The following is a 19174-nucleotide window of genomic DNA, read 5'->3' on the forward strand; positions in this document are numbered from 1 at the left end:
CTCAATCAGAGCGGCAGTTCGGTCGAGAATTTCAGCTCGCGCAGCACGAAGCTCGAGACGACGGTGCGCACATGCGGATTGCGCATGAGGTAGCGGGTCATGAAGGCTTCGTAGCTTTCCACGTCCCTCGCCCGGATCTTCAGCATATAGTCGAAGGCACCTGACAGGGCGTAACACTCCATGATCTCCGGCCGCTCCAGCACAACGGAAGCGAAAGAGGCAACCGCCTCTTCGTGGTGATCCTCCAGCGTCACATGCGCAATGACGCAGAGCTTGAGATCGAGTTTGCCGGGATCGAGCAGCGTCACCCGCTTGCGGATGACGCCGTCGGCTTCCAGTTCCTGGATCTTCCGCCAAGCCGAACTCTGCGACATGCCGGCCTTTTCGGCCAGGTCTGCCAGCGAAAGGCTGCCGTCGGCCTGAACGAGTTGCAGAAGCTTGCGGTGAAAATTCCCAGTTTCTTTCATTTTTGGCGCCGCTTTCGGGAAGATTTGCCAACAATATGGCGACTGCCAGCACGAAAGAAAAGAAAATCCTCCAAACCCGGATCATAATGGCAGGAATAGCGCCGTGCCTGGGAGGATCAGCGAATGACCAAGGAAAGCAGCTACACCGCCAAACCGCCCGGCCCGGACGGCCTCTATGACTATACCCCCGATGAAGATGCAATATGGGGCGAGCTCTACCGGCGTCAGATGAAGCTGCTCGCCGATACGGCCTGCCGCGAATATCTCGACGGCGTCAAATTGCTGGGACTGACGCCTGATAAGGTGCCTCAGCTTCTCGATGTGAACAGACGCCTGAACGAGACCACCGGCTTCGGCGTCGAAGGCGTGCCGGCCCTCATTCCGCCCTCACGCTTTTATGAGCTTCTGTCGCAAGGCAAATTCCCGCTTGCAACCTTCCTGCGCCGTCGCGAACATATCGACTATATCGAGGAACCGGACCTGTTCCACGAGGTTTTCGGCCACTGCCCGATGCTCACCAATCAGAGCTATGCCAATTTCGTCCGGCATTTCGGCGAAACCGCCGTCGGTCTCGGCAAGGGTTATTCCTGGCATCTGTTCCGCATCTTCTGGTTCACCGTCGAATTCGGCCTGATCAACACGCCGCAGGGTCGGCGCTGCTTCGGCGCGGGCATCGTCTCATCGCCAAGCGAAGCGAAAGCGGCAATGGAAGGCAAGGCCTGCGAGTTCCGGCCGTTCGATCTCATGAGCGTGCTGAGAACGCCCTACCGGATCGATATCCTCCAGCCGATCTATTACGTTATCGACAGCTTCGCCGATCTCGAAGCGATCGTGGAACAGGATATCGAGGGCATGATCCTCAAGGCGAAATCGCTCGGTGATTTCGCCCCCGCTTTCGAAGCCAAGGCGTCGTGAATCGCTGACGATAAGGCGGCGGGTGCGGGCCTCACTTCGGCGTGGCTGCACTTCGATTGACGAAGTCCACCAGGACTCCTGGCTTGACCATGCCGGCCAGTTCTTCGGCGTCCCAGTTCGTCAGCCGCACACAGCCATGCGATCCAACCTTGTCGATGAGCTTCGGCTCCGGCGTGCCATGGATTCCATAGGTCGGTTCGGTCAGATCGATCCACACCGTGCCAACCGGGCCATTCGGTCCTTTCGGGATGGTCAGGACCTTGTCGTTCTTTCCCTGCTTGAAGTTGCGCTTCGGGTCATATCGGTAGACCGGCATCTTCGCCACGCCCTTGACCTTATGCTTGCCCGACGGCGCCGGATTGTCTTCGCTGCCGATCGTCGCGGGATAGACGGCAAGCAGTGATCCGTCCTCGGCATAGGCGAGCACCTGCCCCGTCTTCTTGTCGGCTTCGATCCTCTTGACCTTTCCTTCCCTCGGCGGACCTGAGTTCACGACCCACACCGTATCGCCGGGAGCGAACTGCGAACCCGGGTTGAGGGCATTGAGAAGATCGATACCCATGTGGAAGCGCTCGGACAGCTTCTCGGCAACGTTCACATATCCCAAGCTCTGCATCTTCGCCTTCTCGCCATAGTCCTCGGGGATCTTGTCGACGAGGCCGGCAGCATCCTCCGCCGAAACGACGTAGCTTTCAACGATCGGGGCGACGTTCGGGCCATTGCCTTCCAGGTGGGAGATGACTTCCGGATCCAGCCTGCCATCGACAGGAAGCTTGTTCATCGCCTCGAAGCCGGCCACGGCCTTGCTGACGTTTTCCCCGTAGAGGCCATCGATCTCGCCTGGAGACGAACCCGCCCGGTCGAGCAGAACCTGAAGGCGGGCGATCGCCGGGTCTGGATCTGCGGGCTTGGGCTTGCCTGCCTCAATGGAAGCAATCGACGCGGTATTGATGGCTTCGGGTTGGAGTTCCCGCGCGCTCGCACCGCCAACGGAGATGGTGAGAGCGAGCAGCGACATCGGCAGGGCTGTTTTCATGGACGACAAATGGCCGGCGCTGCAACTTGTTCCATTGCGGCAAGAGGGGTTGGAGAATTCCGGCGACAGCGACGCCTTCCGCGGGATGGCCGGCTTCTGCATCCACTGGCAACGTTTCGAAATTTAGGCGCCTTTGCGTACCGGCGGCGGCGACCAGGTGCCGTCCATAACAGGCGTTTGCGGCCAATAGGCGCGGAGATAGAGGGAAAACTCGCCCGCGGGCGCGGGCAACCAGTTCGACTCTTTGTCCTTGCCTGGTGACATCCGCTGAACGTAGATCGTCAGAGAGCCATCGCTATTGTATTCGAGTGTCTTGTTCTTCGTGCCCAAGGAGTAGCGGGACAGCGCGTTTGGCACGAAAAAGTGCTGGGCGTCGTAAAGCGTCAGGGACCAGAAGCCATTGACGGGCGGGGTGGAGCCCTTGGGAAACGTGACGGTATAGCTCATCGCACCGCTCAGACGCTGCCCTTCCTCGTCGAGGTCCTGATATAGATACTTGGTCTCGGTCGGAGCGTTCACCAGGATGTTGGATTTGGCCACCGCCGTCCGGGTGAAGTAGTCGGTGCCGAAGGCGGCATTATTGTCGGTGGTAGACCAATGGCCGTCGCGCTGTACGCCCCAATTCCGGAACTGAAGCAGCGGCTCCACCAACTCCGTTTCGGCCTTCGCGGCTTCCTCGATCATTGCATCCATGATCTTGGAATCCTGCTGCGCGGCGGCGAGAACCGCCAGGATCTGTGCATATTTCGCCTCCTCGCCCGGCAGCGGCGGCGCATCCCTCATCACCTCAGGCAATTGCTGGAAGATGGTTTCCGGAAAGACCCATCTGGTCTCGGCGGCTCCGCCTTCCGCCGTCGTCGAGCCAAGCGTCGGCAGCGAGCGCCAATCATGCGCCTTCATCTTCCCATCGAATTCGGAGAGCGGATAGAGATCGATCGTCGAGATGACCTTCTGGATTGCCTCGCGGTCTTCAGCCGTATCGTCCATGAATACGCGCGGACCAAAGAAGGCCGTATGGGTGCGCGCCCGGAAGACCTTGGTGATGCCTTTCGGAACCTCGCCGTTCCAGTCCGGGCCGGCAAGCAGGTAGAAGCCCGGTTGTGTCCCATACATCGCCCCGAGCTGCGCGAAACTGTCGGTGCGGATGTCAACGACCTGATAGACCCAGAAGCGGCCGCCGAAGTTAGGCACCTGCAGGACAACGGGCGTCTGGTCGAGTGCGGCAATGGCTCCGCCATAGACCACGTCCTGGTTCGGGCAAGCCACCCAACGCTGGTCCGCCTGGATATAGTCGTGCAGCATCGACAGCCTGTTCAGCGGCGCGAACGGCAGCACCCCATTCATCAGCCCCACCTTCGGCGCCTTTCCGAAGGCCAGCCGTCTATTGTAGATGTTGATCATCGGCCAGGCCCAGAAGTAGGCGTCGCGCGCCACCATCCGTGCGTATTGTTCCGTGATCTCCATCCCGCTGTCCGGGCCTGACGGCATGGAAAGCTGCCAGACCGGCGACAGCGAGAGGGGTTCTGCCGCAACGCTTAAGGACAGCCCCGCCAAAGTTGCTCCAACCACGCCGGCAAAGGCAAAACATCTCGATCTCATCGCGTCCTCCTCACCTTCATTTTCCGACGATCGTTTTCCAGTCGTTCCTCATACTGACGACCTGGAAGCCATATTTTCCGGCGGCGTTCAGCGAGTAGTCGTCGGACTCCGAATAGGCGTATTCCCGCTCGCCGTCGTCATGATCGATCAGAAGCTGGAAGCTCGGGCCGTTTCGATCCTTGGACCAGCGCATCATGGCGATGTCGCCGCGCCCGCCCTCGTTGCCGCCGACGAAGACGGGACGCCTGCCCATTGCAAGATTGATGCCGACGGGCTTGCCCGCGCCGTCGTTGAACTTGTCGATGGTGCCGTCGAACACCAGGACGGTCCTGCCCTCCCGCTCGTCGAGCTTTGTCCCTGCGGTGCTTCCGATCACCCTCTCCGCCGGAATTGTAAACATCTCCATCGAAAGCTCCCGCGTGATCAGCACGGGGCTGCCGCTGCAGATCCAGTTCTGGAAGCCGTTTTCCGCCAGCAGCGCCAGGAGTTCGCGCATCGGCTGGTAGACCGTCTTCGAATAAGGCACGGCGAATTTCGGATGGGTTTCCTTGTCCAACAGCGGCTTCACATTCTTCACGATCTCCTCGGTCGTCCTGCCATCCGTCGCAACGGCCACCAGATCGAGGATGCCCTGTTGGCCGGCCGCATGGAGCGCTTCCTCGTCACCCTTCAGCAATGCGGCCACCGCCGGCTTTTCGCCGAGGAACGGCTTCCTGGCCACCGCTTCCTTGATGTCGGTCAGTACCGGAACAAGGGCGATCGGCACCGGCTTTTCGGGAACGAGCGTGCCGTCCATGTCGAAAGCGGCGACGCGGTCTTCGCGCGAGACGAAGCCGGCCCCGCCTTCTGTCGTCGCGCTCTCGACGAAATCGAGGATCGCCCGCTTCGTCGGCGTGTCGTTCCACGACGGCAATGGATCGTTCTGCGCGAAGGCGGCGGAAGCCGAAAGCAGCAGCACTGTGATGATCGCCACCAGTTTCGAGGATGTGAAGGCTGCGTGATGCTGTCCTAGTCTGCTCATGCTCCGTGTCCCTCCCCGGCCGGCTCAATCGGCCTTCACCAGCGCCGGCGGCCAGTAGGTGCCATTGGCGACCCCGTCGAGCGGCCCGTAGAAGCGGAAGGTCAGCCGATACTTCTGGCCCTTCGGTATCGGAAGCCAGTTTCCGTCAGGCGCTTCGGCCGGCTTTTCTGCGGCAAAATAAAGGGTGAGCGATCCATCGGCGGCGTACCGGGGATGGGTCTGTTCGTTGAGCAGGTAACGCTTCGACGCATTGGGCAGGACGCGGAAATGAACATTGTCGACGGCGATCACTGACCAGAAGTATTTTGCGAACCGCGCCGGCAGCGCATCCTTGGGAAAGGTCAGCTTGTAGACATGGTCGCCGGTCAGGTCTTCGCCGCTCTCATCCTTTCCGCCGCGGTAGTAGAGCACTTCAGGTTTGATGTTCGCCCAAATGCCACCGTTGTTCACCAGCGTGCGCGTCAGGTAGTCCAGCCCATATTCGCCGACGACGCCTGGGCGCGCCCAACCGTTGTGTACGATGCCATGGCCGATCGTCGCCCCTGCTTTGGCCAGTTCCGGGAAGGCGTGCTGCTTGATGACGCCGTCCACGCGCTCGCGCTCGTCAGGATTATCTCTAACGGCAGTGGCAATGGAGCGAACCTGCGCCTGCAACGGTTCGAGCCCGGGATTGGTGTCCGGCCCACTTTCCAGCGCCGCCGCGGCCGCATCGAAGGCCTCTGCTCCAGGAAGGTGCTCGAGTTCGAAGATCGGCGTTTTCGGAATATCCGGCAGTTTCGGCGTGCCGGTTGCCCGCAAGGTGAACATTTGCTGCAAGGCAACGGCCCGATCCGGGTCATCGCCGAGGGCCACGCGCGCGAGCACCCGCGAATGGGGAACGGGAAGGTCGATGCGCAGTGCATCGCTGGGCACCTCGACTCTTGCCCCCTGCAAGCACATGGCGAAGTCGCCCGATCGTCTGTTGGGAAATACGCGCTCATTGATATTGGCGAGCGTTTCGCCCCAGCCATTCAGGAATTGCACCGTATAGTATCGATCCGCAATTTCCGGGACGGTGACGATGGTGCAGCTGGTTTCGTCAACAGCCACCCAGGCCTCGGAATAGGCGACGTCCAGATTGGGATTGGGCCAGTCGACCGCACCGGGCTTGCGGTGGATCAGTTCGTTCCACTTGAAACCCTCCTGAAAGTCGAGCTGCTGCTGCCGTGTCACCAAGAGGCGGCCGAGCAGATAGATGTAGGCCTGGCTGATGTCCTCGTCGCTCAACGGAGTGGCCGCCTTGGCGGGTGCTGCTACCGTGCCGGCCGCGATCAATGCGAGGACCATCCCGATGTTATTCCGCCTCATCCAGCATCTCCTCTTGGTAACCACCGGAGCTGCGGGCGAAGGTGAAGGCGGTCGTTCATGAATGGAAGTACGCAACGGTAACAAGCGACGTAACAAAGGCGCGTGCCGCCGAAACCGCCGGAGGTCGGCGAGCCCCTCCCGAAGCGGGTGAGCTCCGCTGCTCTCCCAATAAAGACGGCTGCAACGTCGTTGTTACGGTGCCTTTTACTGTTGCGTACTTCTATTTACGCCCTTTCTCGAAAAGAGTTCGTACGTCGGCATCCCCTTTCGATCCCGTTCGACAGAAACCGAGGAGAACGCAATGACCTGCGAATTCGACATGAACGGAGCGCAGCCATGAAAACGCTTCCGAGACGCATCCTGAGCGCAGGGGCGGCCTTGGCCGTCGCCCTCGCCTCCACTTCTCTCGTGCCCGTTAAAGCTCTGGCACAGACCGCGCCGGCTCCCACCGCCTCGGCGTCCTCAGACGCCTCCGCCGCCAAACCCAATATCCTTGTCATCTTCGGAGACGATGTCGGGCAGACGAACATCAGTGCCTATTCGGACGGTGTGGTCGGCTATCGGACACCCAATATCGACCGGATCGCCAATGAGGGCATGAGGTTCACGGACTACTACGCTGAAAACTCCTGTACTGCCGGCCGTTCGACCTTCATCACCGGGCAGACCTGCCTGCGGACGGGCCTCTGCAAGGTGGGCGCGCCGGGAGCTCCCGTCGGACTGCAGGCGGGCGACATTACGATCGCCCAGGCATTGAAGCCGCTCGGCTATGCCACCGGCCAGTTCGGCAAGAACCACCTTGGCGACAAGGACGAGTATCTGCCGACCAACCACGGCTTCGACGAATTCTTCGGCAACCTCTACCATCTGAACGCCGAGGAGGAGCCGGAGGCTCCTTACTGGCCGAAGGACGACGCGGAATTCCTCAAGGCCTATTCGCCGCGCGGGGTCGTCAAGGTTTCGGCCGACGGCAAGATCGAGGACACCGGCCCGCTGAACAAGAAACGCATGGAGACGATCGACGACGAGACGACCGCAGCAGCGATCGACTTCATCGACCGCCAGGTCAAGCAGAACAAGCCGTTCTTCATCTGGATGAATACGACGCGAATGCATGCCTTCACTCACGTGCGGGAATCCATGCGCGGACAGAGCGGCATGGTCGGCAACGAATATGCCGACGGTATGGTCGAGCACGACGGCGACGTCGGCAAGCTTCTGAAGGCGCTTGACGATATCGGCGTGACCGACAACACCATCGTCGTCTACACGACCGATAACGGGCCGAACCAGTGGTCGTGGCCGGACGCCGCGACGACGCCGTTCCGCAGCGAAAAGGACACCAATTGGGAAGGGGCATTCCGCGTTCCGGCAATGGTGCGCTGGCCCGGCCACATCAAGCCCGACGAGATTTCAAATCAGATATTCTCCGGGCTCGACTGGTTTCCGACCCTGCTGGCAGCGGCGGGAGACCCGGATGTCAAGAACCGTCTCCTTCAAGGATGGAAGCCGGAGGGCAGCGCCGTCAGCTTCAGGAACCATCTCGACGGTTACAACCAGCTCGATTACCTCACGGGCAAGACGGAGAAGAGCGCGCGTAAGGACTTCTACTACTTCGACGACGACGGCGATCTCGTCGCAACGCGCTTCGACGACTGGAAGGTCGTGTTCAAGGAGCAACCTGCTCCCGGAGGCTTCGCCGTCTGGCAGACACCCCTGATCACCTGGCGAGTTCCCAAATTGTATAACCTTCGGATGGATCCCTATGAGCGGGCCGACATCGTGTCGGACCAATATAACGACTGGATCGCCCGAAACGACTATCTGCTGGTGAAGGGCCAGTTGCAGGGTGCTGCGTTCCTGCAGACCTTCGTCCAGTTTCCCCCAAGCCAGCGAGGCGCGAGCTTCAACATCGAGGGCGTCCGCGAGGAGGTCGATAAGGGGATCGACAAATCCTTCAAGGATCGCGGCATCGAGAAGTAACTGCGAAGAGTGGGAGGCGCGCAACGGTCTTCGCGTCTCCATCTTCTTTGGCTGAGGGCGGGAACGCCGGCTGTTACGGTTGCTGTAACTGTTGCATACTTCCCTGTCCCGCGCTCCCGCGCCAATCTGCCCGACAACGAGAGGAGGCGGCGATGGCACTGGCATTCGACGACGCGGCACTACGTCGGCAATCCGACCTCGTGTGGATCGAGGGCCGCACCTTCATGATGGGTTCGGACCATCATTACCCGGAAGAGGCGCCTGCCCACCCGGTAAAGGTCGACGGCTTCTGGATCGAACGAACCCCAGTCACGAACCGCAAGTTCATGGAGTTTGCCAAGGTCACCGGATACGTCACCGTTGCCGAGAGAATTCCCGACCCCAATGACTATCCGGGCGCACGGCCTGAGATGCTCCGCGCCGGGTCCCTGGTCTTCACCATGCCGAAGGAGGTGAGCGGCCCCGACATCTCGCAGTGGTGGACATTCAAGTTCGGAGCCAACTGGCGGCGGCCGCTCGGCGGTCTCAGCGACCTTAGAGGGAAGCTCGACCATCCGGTGGTGCACGTCGCCTATCCCGATGCAAAGGCATATGCCGAATGGGCGGGGATGGACCTCCCCACGGAGGCGGAATGGGAACTGGCCGGCCGCGGCGGTCTCGACGATGCCGAATACGCCTGGGGCGACGAGCTGACGCCCGCAGGCAAGCCGATGGCCAACATCTGGCAAGGCACCTTCCCGACGCATAGCACGAAGCCCAAGGGTTGCGAACGGACAACGCCCGTCGGCGCCTTTCCGCCGAACGGCTACGGCCTCCACGATATGATCGGCAATGTCTGGGAATGGACGAGCGATTTCTGGTCAACCCGCCATCCGGAACCTGCGAAGCACTCCTGCTGCATTCCGACCAATCCGCGCGGCGGCGATATCGAGGCAAGCTTCGATCCCCGGCAGCCGCAGATCAGGATTGCCCGCCGCGTCCTGAAGGGCGGCTCCCACCTCTGCGCGCCGAACTACTGCCGCCGCTATCGCCCCGCCGCCCGTCACGCCGAGCCCGAGGACACTTCGACGAGCCATGTGGGCTTCCGCTGCGTGAAGAGAGCAAGCTGACGAGGTCTTTGATCCGCATAGGGAGCCGTCACTTCGCGGCCACGTCGAGGCGCTTCGGTACCGACAGCGGTATCGCGATCGTCAGGAAGACCGAGTCTCCTTCCGCACGGTTCTCGACGTCGAATTCATGGAAGTATTTGATTCTGGCCGAGACCGGATGGTCGGCGACTTCGAAGTTCCATCCGATCGTTGCGCCGACTGCGAATGCCCTTCCCTTGAACGGCCCGTTCGCTCCCTCGCCGCTGTCGCCCGTCACCTGGTCGTAGGCGTAGCCGACAAGGCCGAGATCCCACTTCCGCTCGAAGTGCTTGAGTGCTGCCCATTCGAAGTGCAGCTCATTGCCCGTCCGGTAGTCGGTGGCAGGGTTCTCGGCGTTGAACGTCATGCCGATCGCGCCGGAAAGTTCGATGCCCGAGGCGGGGTCGAGCCATGTGAGAGCGGCGTTGACGTCGACGCCCCAGTGGTGGAAGGCGATGTTGGAGATTTCGCCGTCCTGGTAGTCGCCGATCGGCACGTTGACCATCAGGCCGGTGTTCCAGTGAAAATTGCCGGCGTCCCAGCCGATCATACCGCTGACGATCGGATCGCCGATCGTGAAGATGGGGTCGCTGACCGACCCGGTCACGGCGCCGCCGCGCGGCCCGGCAAGCGTCAGATCGGCGTCGGTGTTCATCCAGCCGTAGGGTATCGTCACCCCGATGCCGGCGCGTCCGCCCAACACCTCTTCGGGAAGGACCCACAGCAGGCTAGGAGCAGCGAGCACCGCGTCGCCGGTGACCCCCGCCGCAAGCCGGCCACCTGTCGGCAGCTGCTTGTTCCCGCCGAGGTCGCCGCTGTAGAGCCAGATGTCGTTCTGAAAGTACACGCCGGGCGGCGGCGTGATGCCTGCCTCGGGGCCTTTCGAGCCGAGCAGATAAAAGCCAGCCCCGCGTTCAGCCGCCAAAGCAGCGCCGGGAAGCGCCATCGCAGCCGTCAGAGCAATGGCGTAGCGGTGTATTCCGACTGTCATCATCGTCCCCATTTCGATAGAGGGCAGCGCATCCGGCTCCCCCTTTTGCCCGGTCCTGCCAACCGGCGCCGACAGAATGTCGGAGGCCGGATTCGGCACAAGTACGCAACGTAACAGACGTCAGTTGGCCGCCTGCGTCCGTTCCGCGGTTGCCCTCTCCGCCTTGGTGAGCCCCTCCTCAAGCGACGCGATCACCTCGGCCGGATACCGGCGGCGCTCCATCCACGGTTTAAGAGAGGTCCGGTAGTCCGGCAGCATCTCCTCGAGGTGGGCAAGGCTTCCCACGGCCGCAGTCGAGCCCATCTCCCCCAAGGCAGCGGCCCGTATCGCCCGGACGACGAAATCGCTGCAATTGATCTGTTCGGAAACAAGCGAAGCGTTGGACCAGTCACCCTTCCGGTAGGCTTCGAGGGCGAGCACGATGCGGGCGTCGCGGGGGACGGCCTCGACGTTTTCGGACGCGTCCTCGGCGAGCGTCACGCCGGCGGCGCGATAACCGGAGCTGTAGAGGACGCCGGCAAGCTTGGCGAGGACATCGGGGTTGTCGGGGTTGAGCGCCAGCGCCCGGTTTCCGGAAGCGATCGCCGCATCCGTCCGGCCGGCGTAGAAGTGCGCCATCATCAACGCGACGTAGCCGCGGTCGGATCCCGGATCGACGGAGACCGCCCGATTGGCGAGCGTCGTCGCCTCGGCGAAATCCGCCGTCTCGGGATCGGCTCCCTCGGTGACGACCAGGATCCGCGAGAGCACGGCCATGGCGTCGGCATTGTTGGGCGCAAGCACGAGCGTCCGCTCCAGGCATGGACGGGCGGCGGCGACGCTTTCCCGCCCGCCCTCGTCCAGTGCATACTCGCCTCTCAGCACGCAGGCGTTTCCGAGCGCTCCAGCGAAGGCGTCGTCGTGAGCCTCGAGATTGCCGATCACGCCGCGGCTGCTGGCGAAGCGCCGGGCAAGGATCGACACGAGTTCGGAGCGGACCACGGCTTCGCTCCTGCCGTCGAGTTGGACCTTGTCGACGCCCGACTTCAGGACGCCGCCATCAAGGCCGTCGACCACCTGCCACCAGACCGTCCTGTCATCGTCGGCGGCGTAGTACTTCAACTCGATCTCATACGAGGCGGCAACGGGCGCCTTCGGGCTTTGCCGACGCGCGACGATATCGAGGGTCCTGAACTTGGAGAGCGCCGACACCAGGTACCTCGCTACGCCATCCGCCTCGGCGGCATGGCCGTCGTCGGCGGCCGACATCTCGACAGTGACATGGGGACGCACGGTCATCTCGGGACGCCCGACCACGAATGAAGCCGCTGCGGCGCCTGCCGCGGCGAGAGCCATGGCGATGGCGCCCACCCGATAGACCTGCGCCCTGCGGATTCCGGCCCGGCTCCGCTCCGTCATCGCCGGCGCGTCTTCGGTCGAAAGTTCGACATAGTTCTCCGCCTCTTCCATCTCCTCGTCCGTCGGCTTGGAGATGACCACCGAGGGGGTGAATACGGCGAGATAACGGCCGACCGGAAGGTGAACGGTAACGTCGAGTTCCGGTCCGTAGGCCTCGTAATAATAGCTGAGCGCGCTCCTCAGGCGGCTGACCTCGATCCGGACGATGGGGTCCGCATTGGTGTCGAAACAGGCGGGCCGATTGAGCACGTCGAGCGCGATGGCGTAGGCTTTCACCCCGCTCTTCTCTCCCTCGAAGCAGCGCTCCGCGATGTATCTGAGTATGCGCTTTGCCCTGTCCGTCGCATGAAACCGCTGATCTGCCAGCAGTCTTTCCAGTTCCGCCCTGGCTTCGTGCAGTCCGACCTCGCACCGTCCGGCGATATGTTCGTCCGCTCCCATCGCAGCCCCTCCGCCAAGGTTCATGCTATATTAGAGAAAACGAACTTATCGCCCGGATGACAAGAAGTTGCAATCGCAATTACCAACAAAACCGAAACGTTAGCGGATCCACATAGGAGTGTCGCGGTTCGGAGCACGTTCATTTGTGCTGGAGACAGTACTGGATGACGTCGGTCTCTATTTCGGAACAGACAATGCGATATTCTTGAAGAAGGCCGCCAAAGTCCTCCGCCTGGCCGCGTTCCAGTCGGTCGAGCATGGCGGTCGCCTCGTCATAGGCCTCGCACAGGTCCAGGAGCGACGCCCGGCGGGCTGCAATCATCTGCAGCTGACCGCGTATGCTCGGCAGCTTCACCATCAGCTTGAGCAGCCCCCGATGCGACGCTCTCCCCACGTCCGAGTTTCCGCTATGTCCCGCGCTCATCGCACCATCCGTACCTCCCCTCGCCTGAAGCCGAGAATGCTATCGGATCGCTCGACATCGGGGGAGTACGCAACGGTAACAGGAGCAGCGTTTACGGAGACAGGTGTCCACTGCAGCCTGTCTTGCAACATTACATTTGCTGCCGTTCCTCAATGAATTGTCTTCGGCCGCTTCTTCGTATGCGAAATGTCATCGAGCGTCGCCATTAGCTTTTCGAACTCGTTCAGGACACGATTGAACTCGGCGTCCTGCATGCTGATGATTTCCGAGATCGTCGAGGACACCGAGGCGATGAGGGTGTCGATCCAAACGCAGCGCTCGGCCGGCACGTTTCCGAGCGCCTCCCGCCGATGCGCCTTCAGTTCGTGGAGGATGCGAACGATGAGGGCTCCTCTATCCGCCCTGCTCAAGAACGGGAGCCTTGTCTGCGCCTGCTGGATTTCCGTTATCAGCGTCGTTGCCATCCCCGATCTCCAACCTCTAATACAACCGGTTATCACAACCGCAGCGTTTGTAACACGGACTTTGGTCCGACATCCCGGTCAGTGCAGCTTGGCATAGACCGCGCCCACCCCCGATGATCAATTGCGCGTCGCAAGGAGATCCGACATGTCGCAGGAGCGTCTCGGTCCATCCCATGGTTGATATGTGTTGTCTTCCGGTCGATACGACTTGTAGCGAGCAGCGCACCGGGCTGCCGCCTGTGCATTCGCTTTCATGCCGACGCGTTCATCGGATTCCGCGGCGATCCGCCGGAACGGCGGCGAGCACTCGCGGGTCTCGCCGCTATAGGATCGATAAGTGTTCGTTTCGGGATTGAAGGAGCGGTAGCGTTCCCCACACCAGGCAAGGTGTTCGGCCGAAAGTTTTGGCTGAGGCGGCGGAAGTTCGGTTGACGGGCGAGCGGCATCCGATCTTGCCGCTGACATCATGATGGCCGGCGCCTCGGTGACATAGCTGGAATAGAGCGGCGGAATTCGTTCATAGCGCTGCTGCCGCGGGTCGATTTTCACTGGCGTCGTCGTCCATAGATCGCGTGCTGCGAGGTCGTTGAAGGTGTGTGGTTCGGACTCCGCCACGACGTGGGACGCGACAGATGCGGCAGCGATGCAGGCTCCGACAGAGCTGACAATGCCAAAGGCGAGGGATGCGATGGCGTTCATTGTCCCGAACCTTGCTGTTGCGCCTGGGGAACCCAGACGCGGCTGACAACTGCGCTCTCTCGGCCGCCGGTAGCGACAAGCACGGCGAGTATGCCGGCAATAGCCAGCATGATGGCGATCAGCGGCACGGCCAGACCACCGGATTTCTCTTCGGAATAGATCATGTTCCTCTCCTCAGGCCCGGCGGCGCCGGGCCGCCGGCTCGTTGCTTTGGCCGCACGACGACGCTGGCGTCCGTCGTGCGGCGGTTCTCGGGTCCTTAAAAGTTGATTTCCGGAAGGAAGGCGCGGCAGAGGCCGCGCAGAGGATCAGGTCACTTGATAACCTGGATCACCTTGCGGGACGACGGTTCGACGATGACGCGTTCATCGTTGACCACCGCGTAAGCATAGGTGGGGTCGTCCGGAATGGGCGTGACGACGACCGTCTCCGGCAGGGGTTGACCGACAACGACCTTTTCCTTCACGACCACGCGTGCCGAGGGCGCCGGGGCCTCGCGGACATAGGTGACGACCTTTGCCGGCGGCGGATCGATCGCCGTGCCGACGACTGCGCCGGCAACGCCGCCGACAGCAGCGCCAACGGGACCACCGACGATCGCTCCGGTGATTGCACCGCCGGCCGCACCATTGACGGTCGAGGATTGGGCGAATGCGACGCCCGACATGAGGGTCGCGGCAGTTGCTGCGCCGACGATAAGTTTGGAGAGCATGGTTTCCTCCTTCTGTTGGAGCGGCCTTCATGACCGCTGCCAAACCAACTGGCTGGAGGCGGGGTCGTTCCACGCCCCGGACCTCAGTCTGAGCGATCCCGGCCTTTGGTCCTAAACCCATTCCAACGTCCGTTGCCGACGCTATTTCAGAATCGAGAAGTAGCGTAATCGCGGGCATAGGCAGGAGATCGAAGGAGATGGCGCGATCCAACCGTCGGGAAGCCGGACGAAGGCGCCTGGCGATGCGCCTGCCGCAGATGCGGAAGCTGATCATGGAAGCGCGCGACCCGTGGCTGCTCGAGCTCTTCGAAGCCTATCAGATGGCAGTCGAAGCCCGCGACTCCGTTCGAACGCGACGGTTCAATCCGAACCTGGTGCAAGAGTACGACGAGACCTGTTTGGTGATCGAGCGGCACGTCATTCGCGCGATAGAGGACCCCTCCTACGCAAACCCGCTAAAGTCCGATGAGCCGTCATATCCGGGCGGATAGATCTCTTGGACCGCCTGAGGAAGCGCCTGATCGAGACGACACCCTGCGCCACGCAGCATTATGATGCGCGGCCGGCGGCGATGAGCGCGCTCATGCGGCCGCTAGGACGGGCTCCGTAGCGCGATTGCACGCGCTCGGCTACCTGATCGACGATTTCCGACATACGTTCCGGCGCCCGCTGTTCGATTTCCCCCCTGAGCGGAGTGCCTTGGCAGAACGCCGCAGCCACGTCGCGCGCGGTGGCTGCGACGGATGTCAATTCGACCCGATCGCAGGACACCGCATCAAACCCCGCCGCAGTCAGTTGCGCCTTGATCAGATCGGGGTCGAAGTAGGAATATGGCAAGCGCCTGAAAAAATCCGGCGGATCTGACGGGAAGAACCTTCCCAGGCATTCATCCACACATCTTGCGAAATCGTTGGCCTCGAGTGAATCCCACGTCGAGAACAGAAAATGACCGCCGCTGCGCAACACTCTTTTAGCCTCGCCATAGGCCTTCGGCCTATCAGGAAAGAACATCACGCCGAACTGGCAGACGACGAGATCGAACATCGAGGGCGCAAATGGCAGATCTTGCGCATCGGCGTGCATCCAGTGGGTCCGCGACAGCGTCAGCGAAGATGCGCCGACGTCAATCATCGCTTGGCTGAGGTCGGTAGCAACGATCTCGGTTGCCGGATCAAGCCTCGCCCGTAGTGCGCGTGTCAAAGCGCCCGTCCCCGCAGCGACCTCGAGAACACTGCCTGGTTGCGACCGTTCGGCGACGATTGCCATTTCCGCTGCATAGGGTTCGAAGAGGATCGGCACGAGAAAGGTCTCGTATAGGTCGGCAACGCTTTCCGGAAAAAGCGCGAGAGATCCGGCGCCGGCGCCGCCTTCGATATCGACAGAAGCTGTCACTCGCAAACCTCCAGACCCGAGCCCATCGAGCCTGAAATATGCCTGAATCTGCGAATGTCCACGGGATCAGACCTTGGTCCCACCCTTCTCCGACCGAAGTCCCCAATGTGGAACGGGCACTGGTTCCGCTCCGTTTCGAACGATACCGAAGGAGATCCGAACATGTCCCAGACTAATAGATCCCGAATCAATGGCGCCTGCAGCGCGTCCGTTTTCGCTCTTGTTATCGTTCTGGCCGCACTTCTCTACGTTTTCGGCGCAGCCATGTCGGGCGATAGCCTCCGGCTGACCCAGAGCATAGCCGGCGCCGAGATCTTCGATACGAGGAACGCACCCTGACACCGTTTGGAAAAACTCTAAAGAAGCGGTAGGTTATTCTGCAAGTCTCTCGCCGGTATCAAAATGAATTGGCTTCGCCGCTGGAATGCCCGCACCCTCGCCTCCCAGTTCTTCGTCGCGGGTGGGCTCATATCGATCGCCACCATGTTCCTGGTGGGCATTCTCGTCACCCACCTCATAGAGGAGGCAGTCATCCACAATTCCGGTGCTGCAACGGCACTATATGTGGACAGCGTCGTCGCGCCGCTGCTTCCCGACATGCAAAAGGAATCGCTGCTGGACGAAGGCAGTGCCCAGGCTCTCGACGAGACGCTCGGTCAGGGCGCCCTCGGCAGGCGTCTTGTTTCGTTCAAGCTGTGGCGAAGCGACGGCACCATCCTCTATTCGAACGAGAAGGAGCTGGTGGGAAGGAAATTCCCGGTCAACGACAAACTCCGCAGCGCATTCGAAGGGTCTCTGGTCGCGCGCTACGAGATCGCCAGCGATCCGGAAAGCAGCGAGGAGCGCGCACTCGGCAAGCCGCTTATGGAAATCTACAATCCTGTCCTCCAGCCATGGTCCGGACAGGCGGTCGCCGTCATTGAGTTCTACGAGACGGCAGAAGGACTGAGCGACAGTCTGGCGCATGCCAGGCTCCGGAGTTGGGGCGCCGTCGCCGCTCTCACGGCAATCTTTTTCCTTATTCTCTCCGCTCTGGTATTTCGGGGCAGTCGCACGATCGAGGCGCAACGCAAGGATCTCAAGGAGCGGGTCAATGAACTGTCTGCGCTGCTTTCGGAAAATCGCGGGCTTCAGCGGCGGCTGCAGCGCGCCTCCCAGCGGGCGGCGGCGCTCAACGAAACATATCTGCGCAGCATCGGCGCCGATCTGCACGACGGTCCGGCCCAGCACATCGCCTATGCCTCATTGCGGCTGGACAGCGATTTGTTGATCAACGCTTCCACAGAGCCCGAAGCACGCGAGAAAGAGCTTTCCTGGATACGCTCGAGCCTTGCCGAGGCGATGACGGAGATCCGCAATATCTGTAGCGGGCTGGTGCTGCCGCAGATCGAGAAGTCCTCGATCACCGAGATCGTCATGCGGGTCGTCGAAGCGCATCAGCATAAGACCGAAACCAATGTCGAAACCGTCATCGACGAGGATGGACCTGAACTTGCTCCTGCCGTGAAGATCTGTATCTATCGCTTCGTCCAGGAAGCCTTGAACAACGCCTATCGCCACGGCGGCGGCGTTCAGCAGGCTGTCAGCGCCGTCTCGCACAAAGGCCATGTCCGTGTCGAGGTCAGCGATCGCGGCAATGGCTTCGATCCGACCGAGGTGAGGCCAGCGAGCCTCGGTCTTGTCGGACTTCGGGAACGCATCGACAGCCTCGGAGGATCCTTCGACATCAAGACAGGGGAAGGTGGGACGACCGTGACCATGACCTTCGAGCCTATGGAAGTGGGAGATTAGCGATGACATCAATCACCATCGGCGTCGTGGACGACCACCCGCTTTTTCGCGAGGGCGTCACGCGCAGCCTGTCGGAGATCAGCAGCTTTGTCGTCATTGGCGAAGGCGCCAGCAGCGATGACGCGGCGATGATCGCTTCGGACAACCGCCCCGACATTATGCTCCTCGATGTCTCGATGCCCGGCGGCGGGCTGTCTGCGATCAGCAACGTCCTGGAGCGGAGCCCGACGACGAAAGTGCTGATGTTGACGGTATCCGAGGAGGTGGACACCTTGCTTGACGCTCTGCAACGGGGAGCGATGGGTTATGTTCTGAAGGGTGTCGGCTCCCGCGGTCTCGCCGAAGCGATCCAAACCGTCCTCGGTGGAACGCGATATATCTCGCCGACCATGTCGGCAAAGGTCATGGAGAATTCACTGAATGGCGGAACGTCGGATAAAAGCAGTCTGACGCCACGGGAACGTGAGGTGATGGATCTTGTCGCTCAAGGCTTGTCAAACAAGCATATCGGCTTGCGTCTCGGCCTGCAGGAAAAGACCGTGAAACACCATATGACCCAGATTCTGAGCAAGCTCGGCGCCTCGAACAGGACGGAAGCGGCTCTGCAATGGCGCGAACTGCATTAAAACAAGATTCAGCTTTTAGCGAAAGAAACGGCTCAATCGGAGGGCATCGTTGGCCGTCGCCTGCCGGCTTACGATCGTCCGTCCTTTCGAGTCCTTCATGATGTAGCGGCCACTGCGCAGGCTTTCCGTGATGCCATTCGCGTGACGGACATTGATCGAGCCATCGGACGCTTCGGTCGCTTTCGTTCCCGATCCTCCCGACGCCCCTGTAGAAGAGGTATTCGAAGAGGAACTGGAAGAGGAAGAGGATCCAGAACCGCTACCGGAGTTGCCACCGCTATTGCCATTCCCCGAGCCATTGCCGTTGCCGCCACTATTCCCATTCCCTCCCCCGTTACCATTGCCGCTGTTGCCGTTCCCTCCCCCATTGCCGTTACCGCCGCCATTGCCGTTGTTGCCGTCTTTTGCCTGTGCGCGTTCCACCGCCAGACCGGGAAGGAAGCCGTCGAGATTCAAAGTGGCTGGCGATGCGGCAGCGACCAGGGCGATGGCCGCGCTGCCGCCCAATCTCAGAAAATCGCGCTTCCGGATATTCATGCAATAGCCTCGTTCGGCGGTTCTTCGCCGTTTTCCATACAATATATGCCATATGGCGCATGAGATTTCTCGCTTTTCCCAATGCAGAATGCAACCGACCTAGGTAGTAGGCACTGGCAAGACTTTGGTCCGACTGATTGATTGTGACCGTCGTCGTCCAGAAAAGTCCGAGCGATTGCGCGCGCCGGCGTTGCTCGTTTCGCG

The 19174-nt window shown here is 61.3% G+C and carries 22 protein-coding genes; 8 read left to right on the forward strand and 14 right to left on the reverse strand.

Annotated elements, in window-relative coordinates; all coding sequences use genetic code 11:
- Positions 1-5 precede the first annotated feature (5 nt).
- A complete protein-coding gene (locus tag FHT79_RS14480) occupies positions 6-467 on the reverse strand; it encodes an Lrp/AsnC family transcriptional regulator (RefSeq protein ID WP_029867957.1) in 462 nt (153 codons plus the stop codon).
- A 123-nt stretch (positions 468-590) separates the two neighbouring features.
- On the opposite strand from FHT79_RS14480, the gene FHT79_RS14485 reads away from it, so the two are divergent.
- Entirely contained in the window at positions 591-1382 is a 792-nt protein-coding gene (locus FHT79_RS14485; protein WP_183903523.1) for a phenylalanine 4-monooxygenase, read from the forward strand.
- A 31-nt stretch (positions 1383-1413) separates the two neighbouring features.
- Here FHT79_RS14485 and FHT79_RS14490 read toward each other — a convergent pair whose 3' ends face one another.
- A complete protein-coding gene (locus FHT79_RS14490; RefSeq protein ID WP_183903524.1) occupies positions 1414-2427 on the reverse strand; it encodes a L,D-transpeptidase in 1014 nt (337 codons plus the stop codon).
- Between FHT79_RS14490 and FHT79_RS32395 the strand changes: the two genes are divergently transcribed.
- On the forward strand, positions 2417-2545 hold the full coding sequence (locus tag FHT79_RS32395; RefSeq protein WP_280949754.1) for a hypothetical protein: 129 nt from the start codon (positions 2417-2419) through the stop codon (positions 2543-2545). The two genes, FHT79_RS14490 and FHT79_RS32395, sit on opposite strands and share 11 nt — an antisense overlap.
- On the opposite strand, the gene FHT79_RS14495 is transcribed toward FHT79_RS32395, so the two are convergent.
- Genes FHT79_RS14495 through FHT79_RS14505 form a run of 3 tightly spaced genes read right to left on the reverse strand, consistent with a single transcriptional unit; the run spans position 2542 to position 6385 of the window.
- Complete coding sequence (locus FHT79_RS14495; protein WP_246714000.1) at positions 2542-4017, reverse strand: DUF1254 domain-containing protein; 1476 nt, start codon at positions 4015-4017, stop codon at positions 2542-2544. The genes FHT79_RS32395 and FHT79_RS14495 overlap by 4 nt on opposite strands.
- Positions 4018-4033: 16 nt before the next feature.
- A complete protein-coding gene (locus FHT79_RS14500) occupies positions 4034-5038 on the reverse strand; it encodes an HAD family hydrolase (protein WP_183903525.1) in 1005 nt (334 codons plus the stop codon).
- A 24-nt stretch (positions 5039-5062) separates the two neighbouring features.
- The gene (locus FHT79_RS14505; protein ID WP_183903526.1) at positions 5063-6385 is read right to left on the reverse strand and encodes a DUF1214 domain-containing protein; all 1323 of its coding nucleotides are present in this window, start codon (positions 6383-6385) and stop codon (positions 5063-5065) included.
- Between the two features lie 336 nt (positions 6386-6721).
- Between FHT79_RS14505 and FHT79_RS14510 the strand changes: the two genes are divergently transcribed.
- Together FHT79_RS14510 and FHT79_RS14515 are read left to right on the forward strand one after the other, a co-directional pair.
- Positions 6722-8368 carry an arylsulfatase gene (locus tag FHT79_RS14510; protein ID WP_183903527.1) on the forward strand — a complete coding sequence of 549 codons (1647 nt, stop codon included), beginning with the start codon at positions 6722-6724 and terminating at the stop codon, positions 8366-8368.
- Positions 8369-8520: 152 nt separating this feature from the next.
- A complete protein-coding gene (locus tag FHT79_RS14515) occupies positions 8521-9477 on the forward strand; it encodes a formylglycine-generating enzyme family protein (RefSeq protein WP_183903528.1) in 957 nt (318 codons plus the stop codon).
- Positions 9478-9505: 28 nt separating this feature from the next.
- Here the strand turns inward: FHT79_RS14515 and FHT79_RS14520 are convergent, their stop codons facing one another.
- The 7 genes from FHT79_RS14520 to FHT79_RS14550 all read right to left on the reverse strand — a co-directional run bounded on the left by FHT79_RS14520 (position 9506) and on the right by FHT79_RS14550 (position 14624).
- On the reverse strand, positions 9506-10486 hold the full coding sequence (locus FHT79_RS14520; RefSeq protein WP_183903529.1) for a transporter: 981 nt from the start codon (positions 10484-10486) through the stop codon (positions 9506-9508).
- A 120-nt stretch (positions 10487-10606) separates the two neighbouring features.
- Positions 10607-12325, reverse strand: coding sequence for a hypothetical protein (locus FHT79_RS14525; RefSeq protein ID WP_183903530.1), 1719 nt, complete (start codon positions 12323-12325; stop codon positions 10607-10609).
- Between the two features lie 139 nt (positions 12326-12464).
- Complete coding sequence (locus tag FHT79_RS14530) at positions 12465-12749, reverse strand: hypothetical protein (protein ID WP_183903531.1); 285 nt, start codon at positions 12747-12749, stop codon at positions 12465-12467.
- 149 nt (positions 12750-12898) lie between these two features.
- Positions 12899-13213: a hypothetical protein gene (locus FHT79_RS14535; protein WP_183903532.1), complete on the reverse strand. Its 315-nt coding sequence runs from the start codon at positions 13211-13213 to the stop codon at positions 12899-12901.
- Positions 13214-13330: 117 nt separating this feature from the next.
- Positions 13331-13912, reverse strand: coding sequence for a BA14K family protein (locus FHT79_RS14540; protein WP_183903533.1), 582 nt, complete (start codon positions 13910-13912; stop codon positions 13331-13333).
- On the reverse strand, positions 13909-14076 hold the full coding sequence (locus tag FHT79_RS14545; RefSeq protein ID WP_183903534.1) for a hypothetical protein: 168 nt from the start codon (positions 14074-14076) through the stop codon (positions 13909-13911). The genes FHT79_RS14540 and FHT79_RS14545 overlap by 4 nt, the downstream gene beginning before the upstream one ends.
- A 149-nt stretch (positions 14077-14225) precedes the next feature.
- The gene (locus tag FHT79_RS14550; protein WP_063475392.1) at positions 14226-14624 is read right to left on the reverse strand and encodes a DUF1236 domain-containing protein; all 399 of its coding nucleotides are present in this window, start codon (positions 14622-14624) and stop codon (positions 14226-14228) included.
- Positions 14625-14821: 197 nt separating this feature from the next.
- Between FHT79_RS14550 and FHT79_RS14555 the strand changes: the two genes are divergently transcribed.
- Positions 14822-15115, forward strand: a complete 294-nt coding sequence (locus tag FHT79_RS14555; RefSeq protein ID WP_063475391.1) for a hypothetical protein — start codon at positions 14822-14824, stop codon at positions 15113-15115.
- Between the two features lie 58 nt (positions 15116-15173).
- Here the strand turns inward: FHT79_RS14555 and FHT79_RS14560 are convergent, their stop codons facing one another.
- Positions 15174-16016, reverse strand: coding sequence for a methyltransferase domain-containing protein (locus FHT79_RS14560; RefSeq protein ID WP_097596354.1), 843 nt, complete (start codon positions 16014-16016; stop codon positions 15174-15176).
- Positions 16017-16178: 162 nt separating this feature from the next.
- On the opposite strand from FHT79_RS14560, the gene FHT79_RS14565 reads away from it, so the two are divergent.
- The 3 genes from FHT79_RS14565 (at position 16179) to FHT79_RS14575 (ending at position 18433) form a co-directional block, all read left to right on the forward strand.
- Positions 16179-16355, forward strand: a complete 177-nt coding sequence (locus tag FHT79_RS14565) for a hypothetical protein (RefSeq protein ID WP_176707376.1) — start codon at positions 16179-16181, stop codon at positions 16353-16355.
- A gap of 63 nt (positions 16356-16418) precedes the next feature.
- Positions 16419-17807, forward strand: a complete 1389-nt coding sequence (locus tag FHT79_RS14570; protein WP_063475389.1) for a sensor histidine kinase — start codon at positions 16419-16421, stop codon at positions 17805-17807.
- Between the two features lie 2 nt (positions 17808-17809).
- On the forward strand, positions 17810-18433 hold the full coding sequence (locus FHT79_RS14575; RefSeq protein ID WP_047614536.1) for a response regulator transcription factor: 624 nt from the start codon (positions 17810-17812) through the stop codon (positions 18431-18433).
- Positions 18434-18448: 15 nt separating this feature from the next.
- Here FHT79_RS14575 and FHT79_RS14580 read toward each other — a convergent pair whose 3' ends face one another.
- Positions 18449-18970 carry a hypothetical protein gene (locus FHT79_RS14580; RefSeq protein WP_097596355.1) on the reverse strand — a complete coding sequence of 174 codons (522 nt, stop codon included), beginning with the start codon at positions 18968-18970 and terminating at the stop codon, positions 18449-18451.
- Positions 18971-19174: the final 204 nt, after the last annotated feature.

It is taken from the genome of Rhizobium sp. BK212, assembly GCF_014197475.1.
Taxonomy (GTDB): domain Bacteria; phylum Pseudomonadota; class Alphaproteobacteria; order Rhizobiales; family Rhizobiaceae; genus Rhizobium; species Rhizobium anhuiense.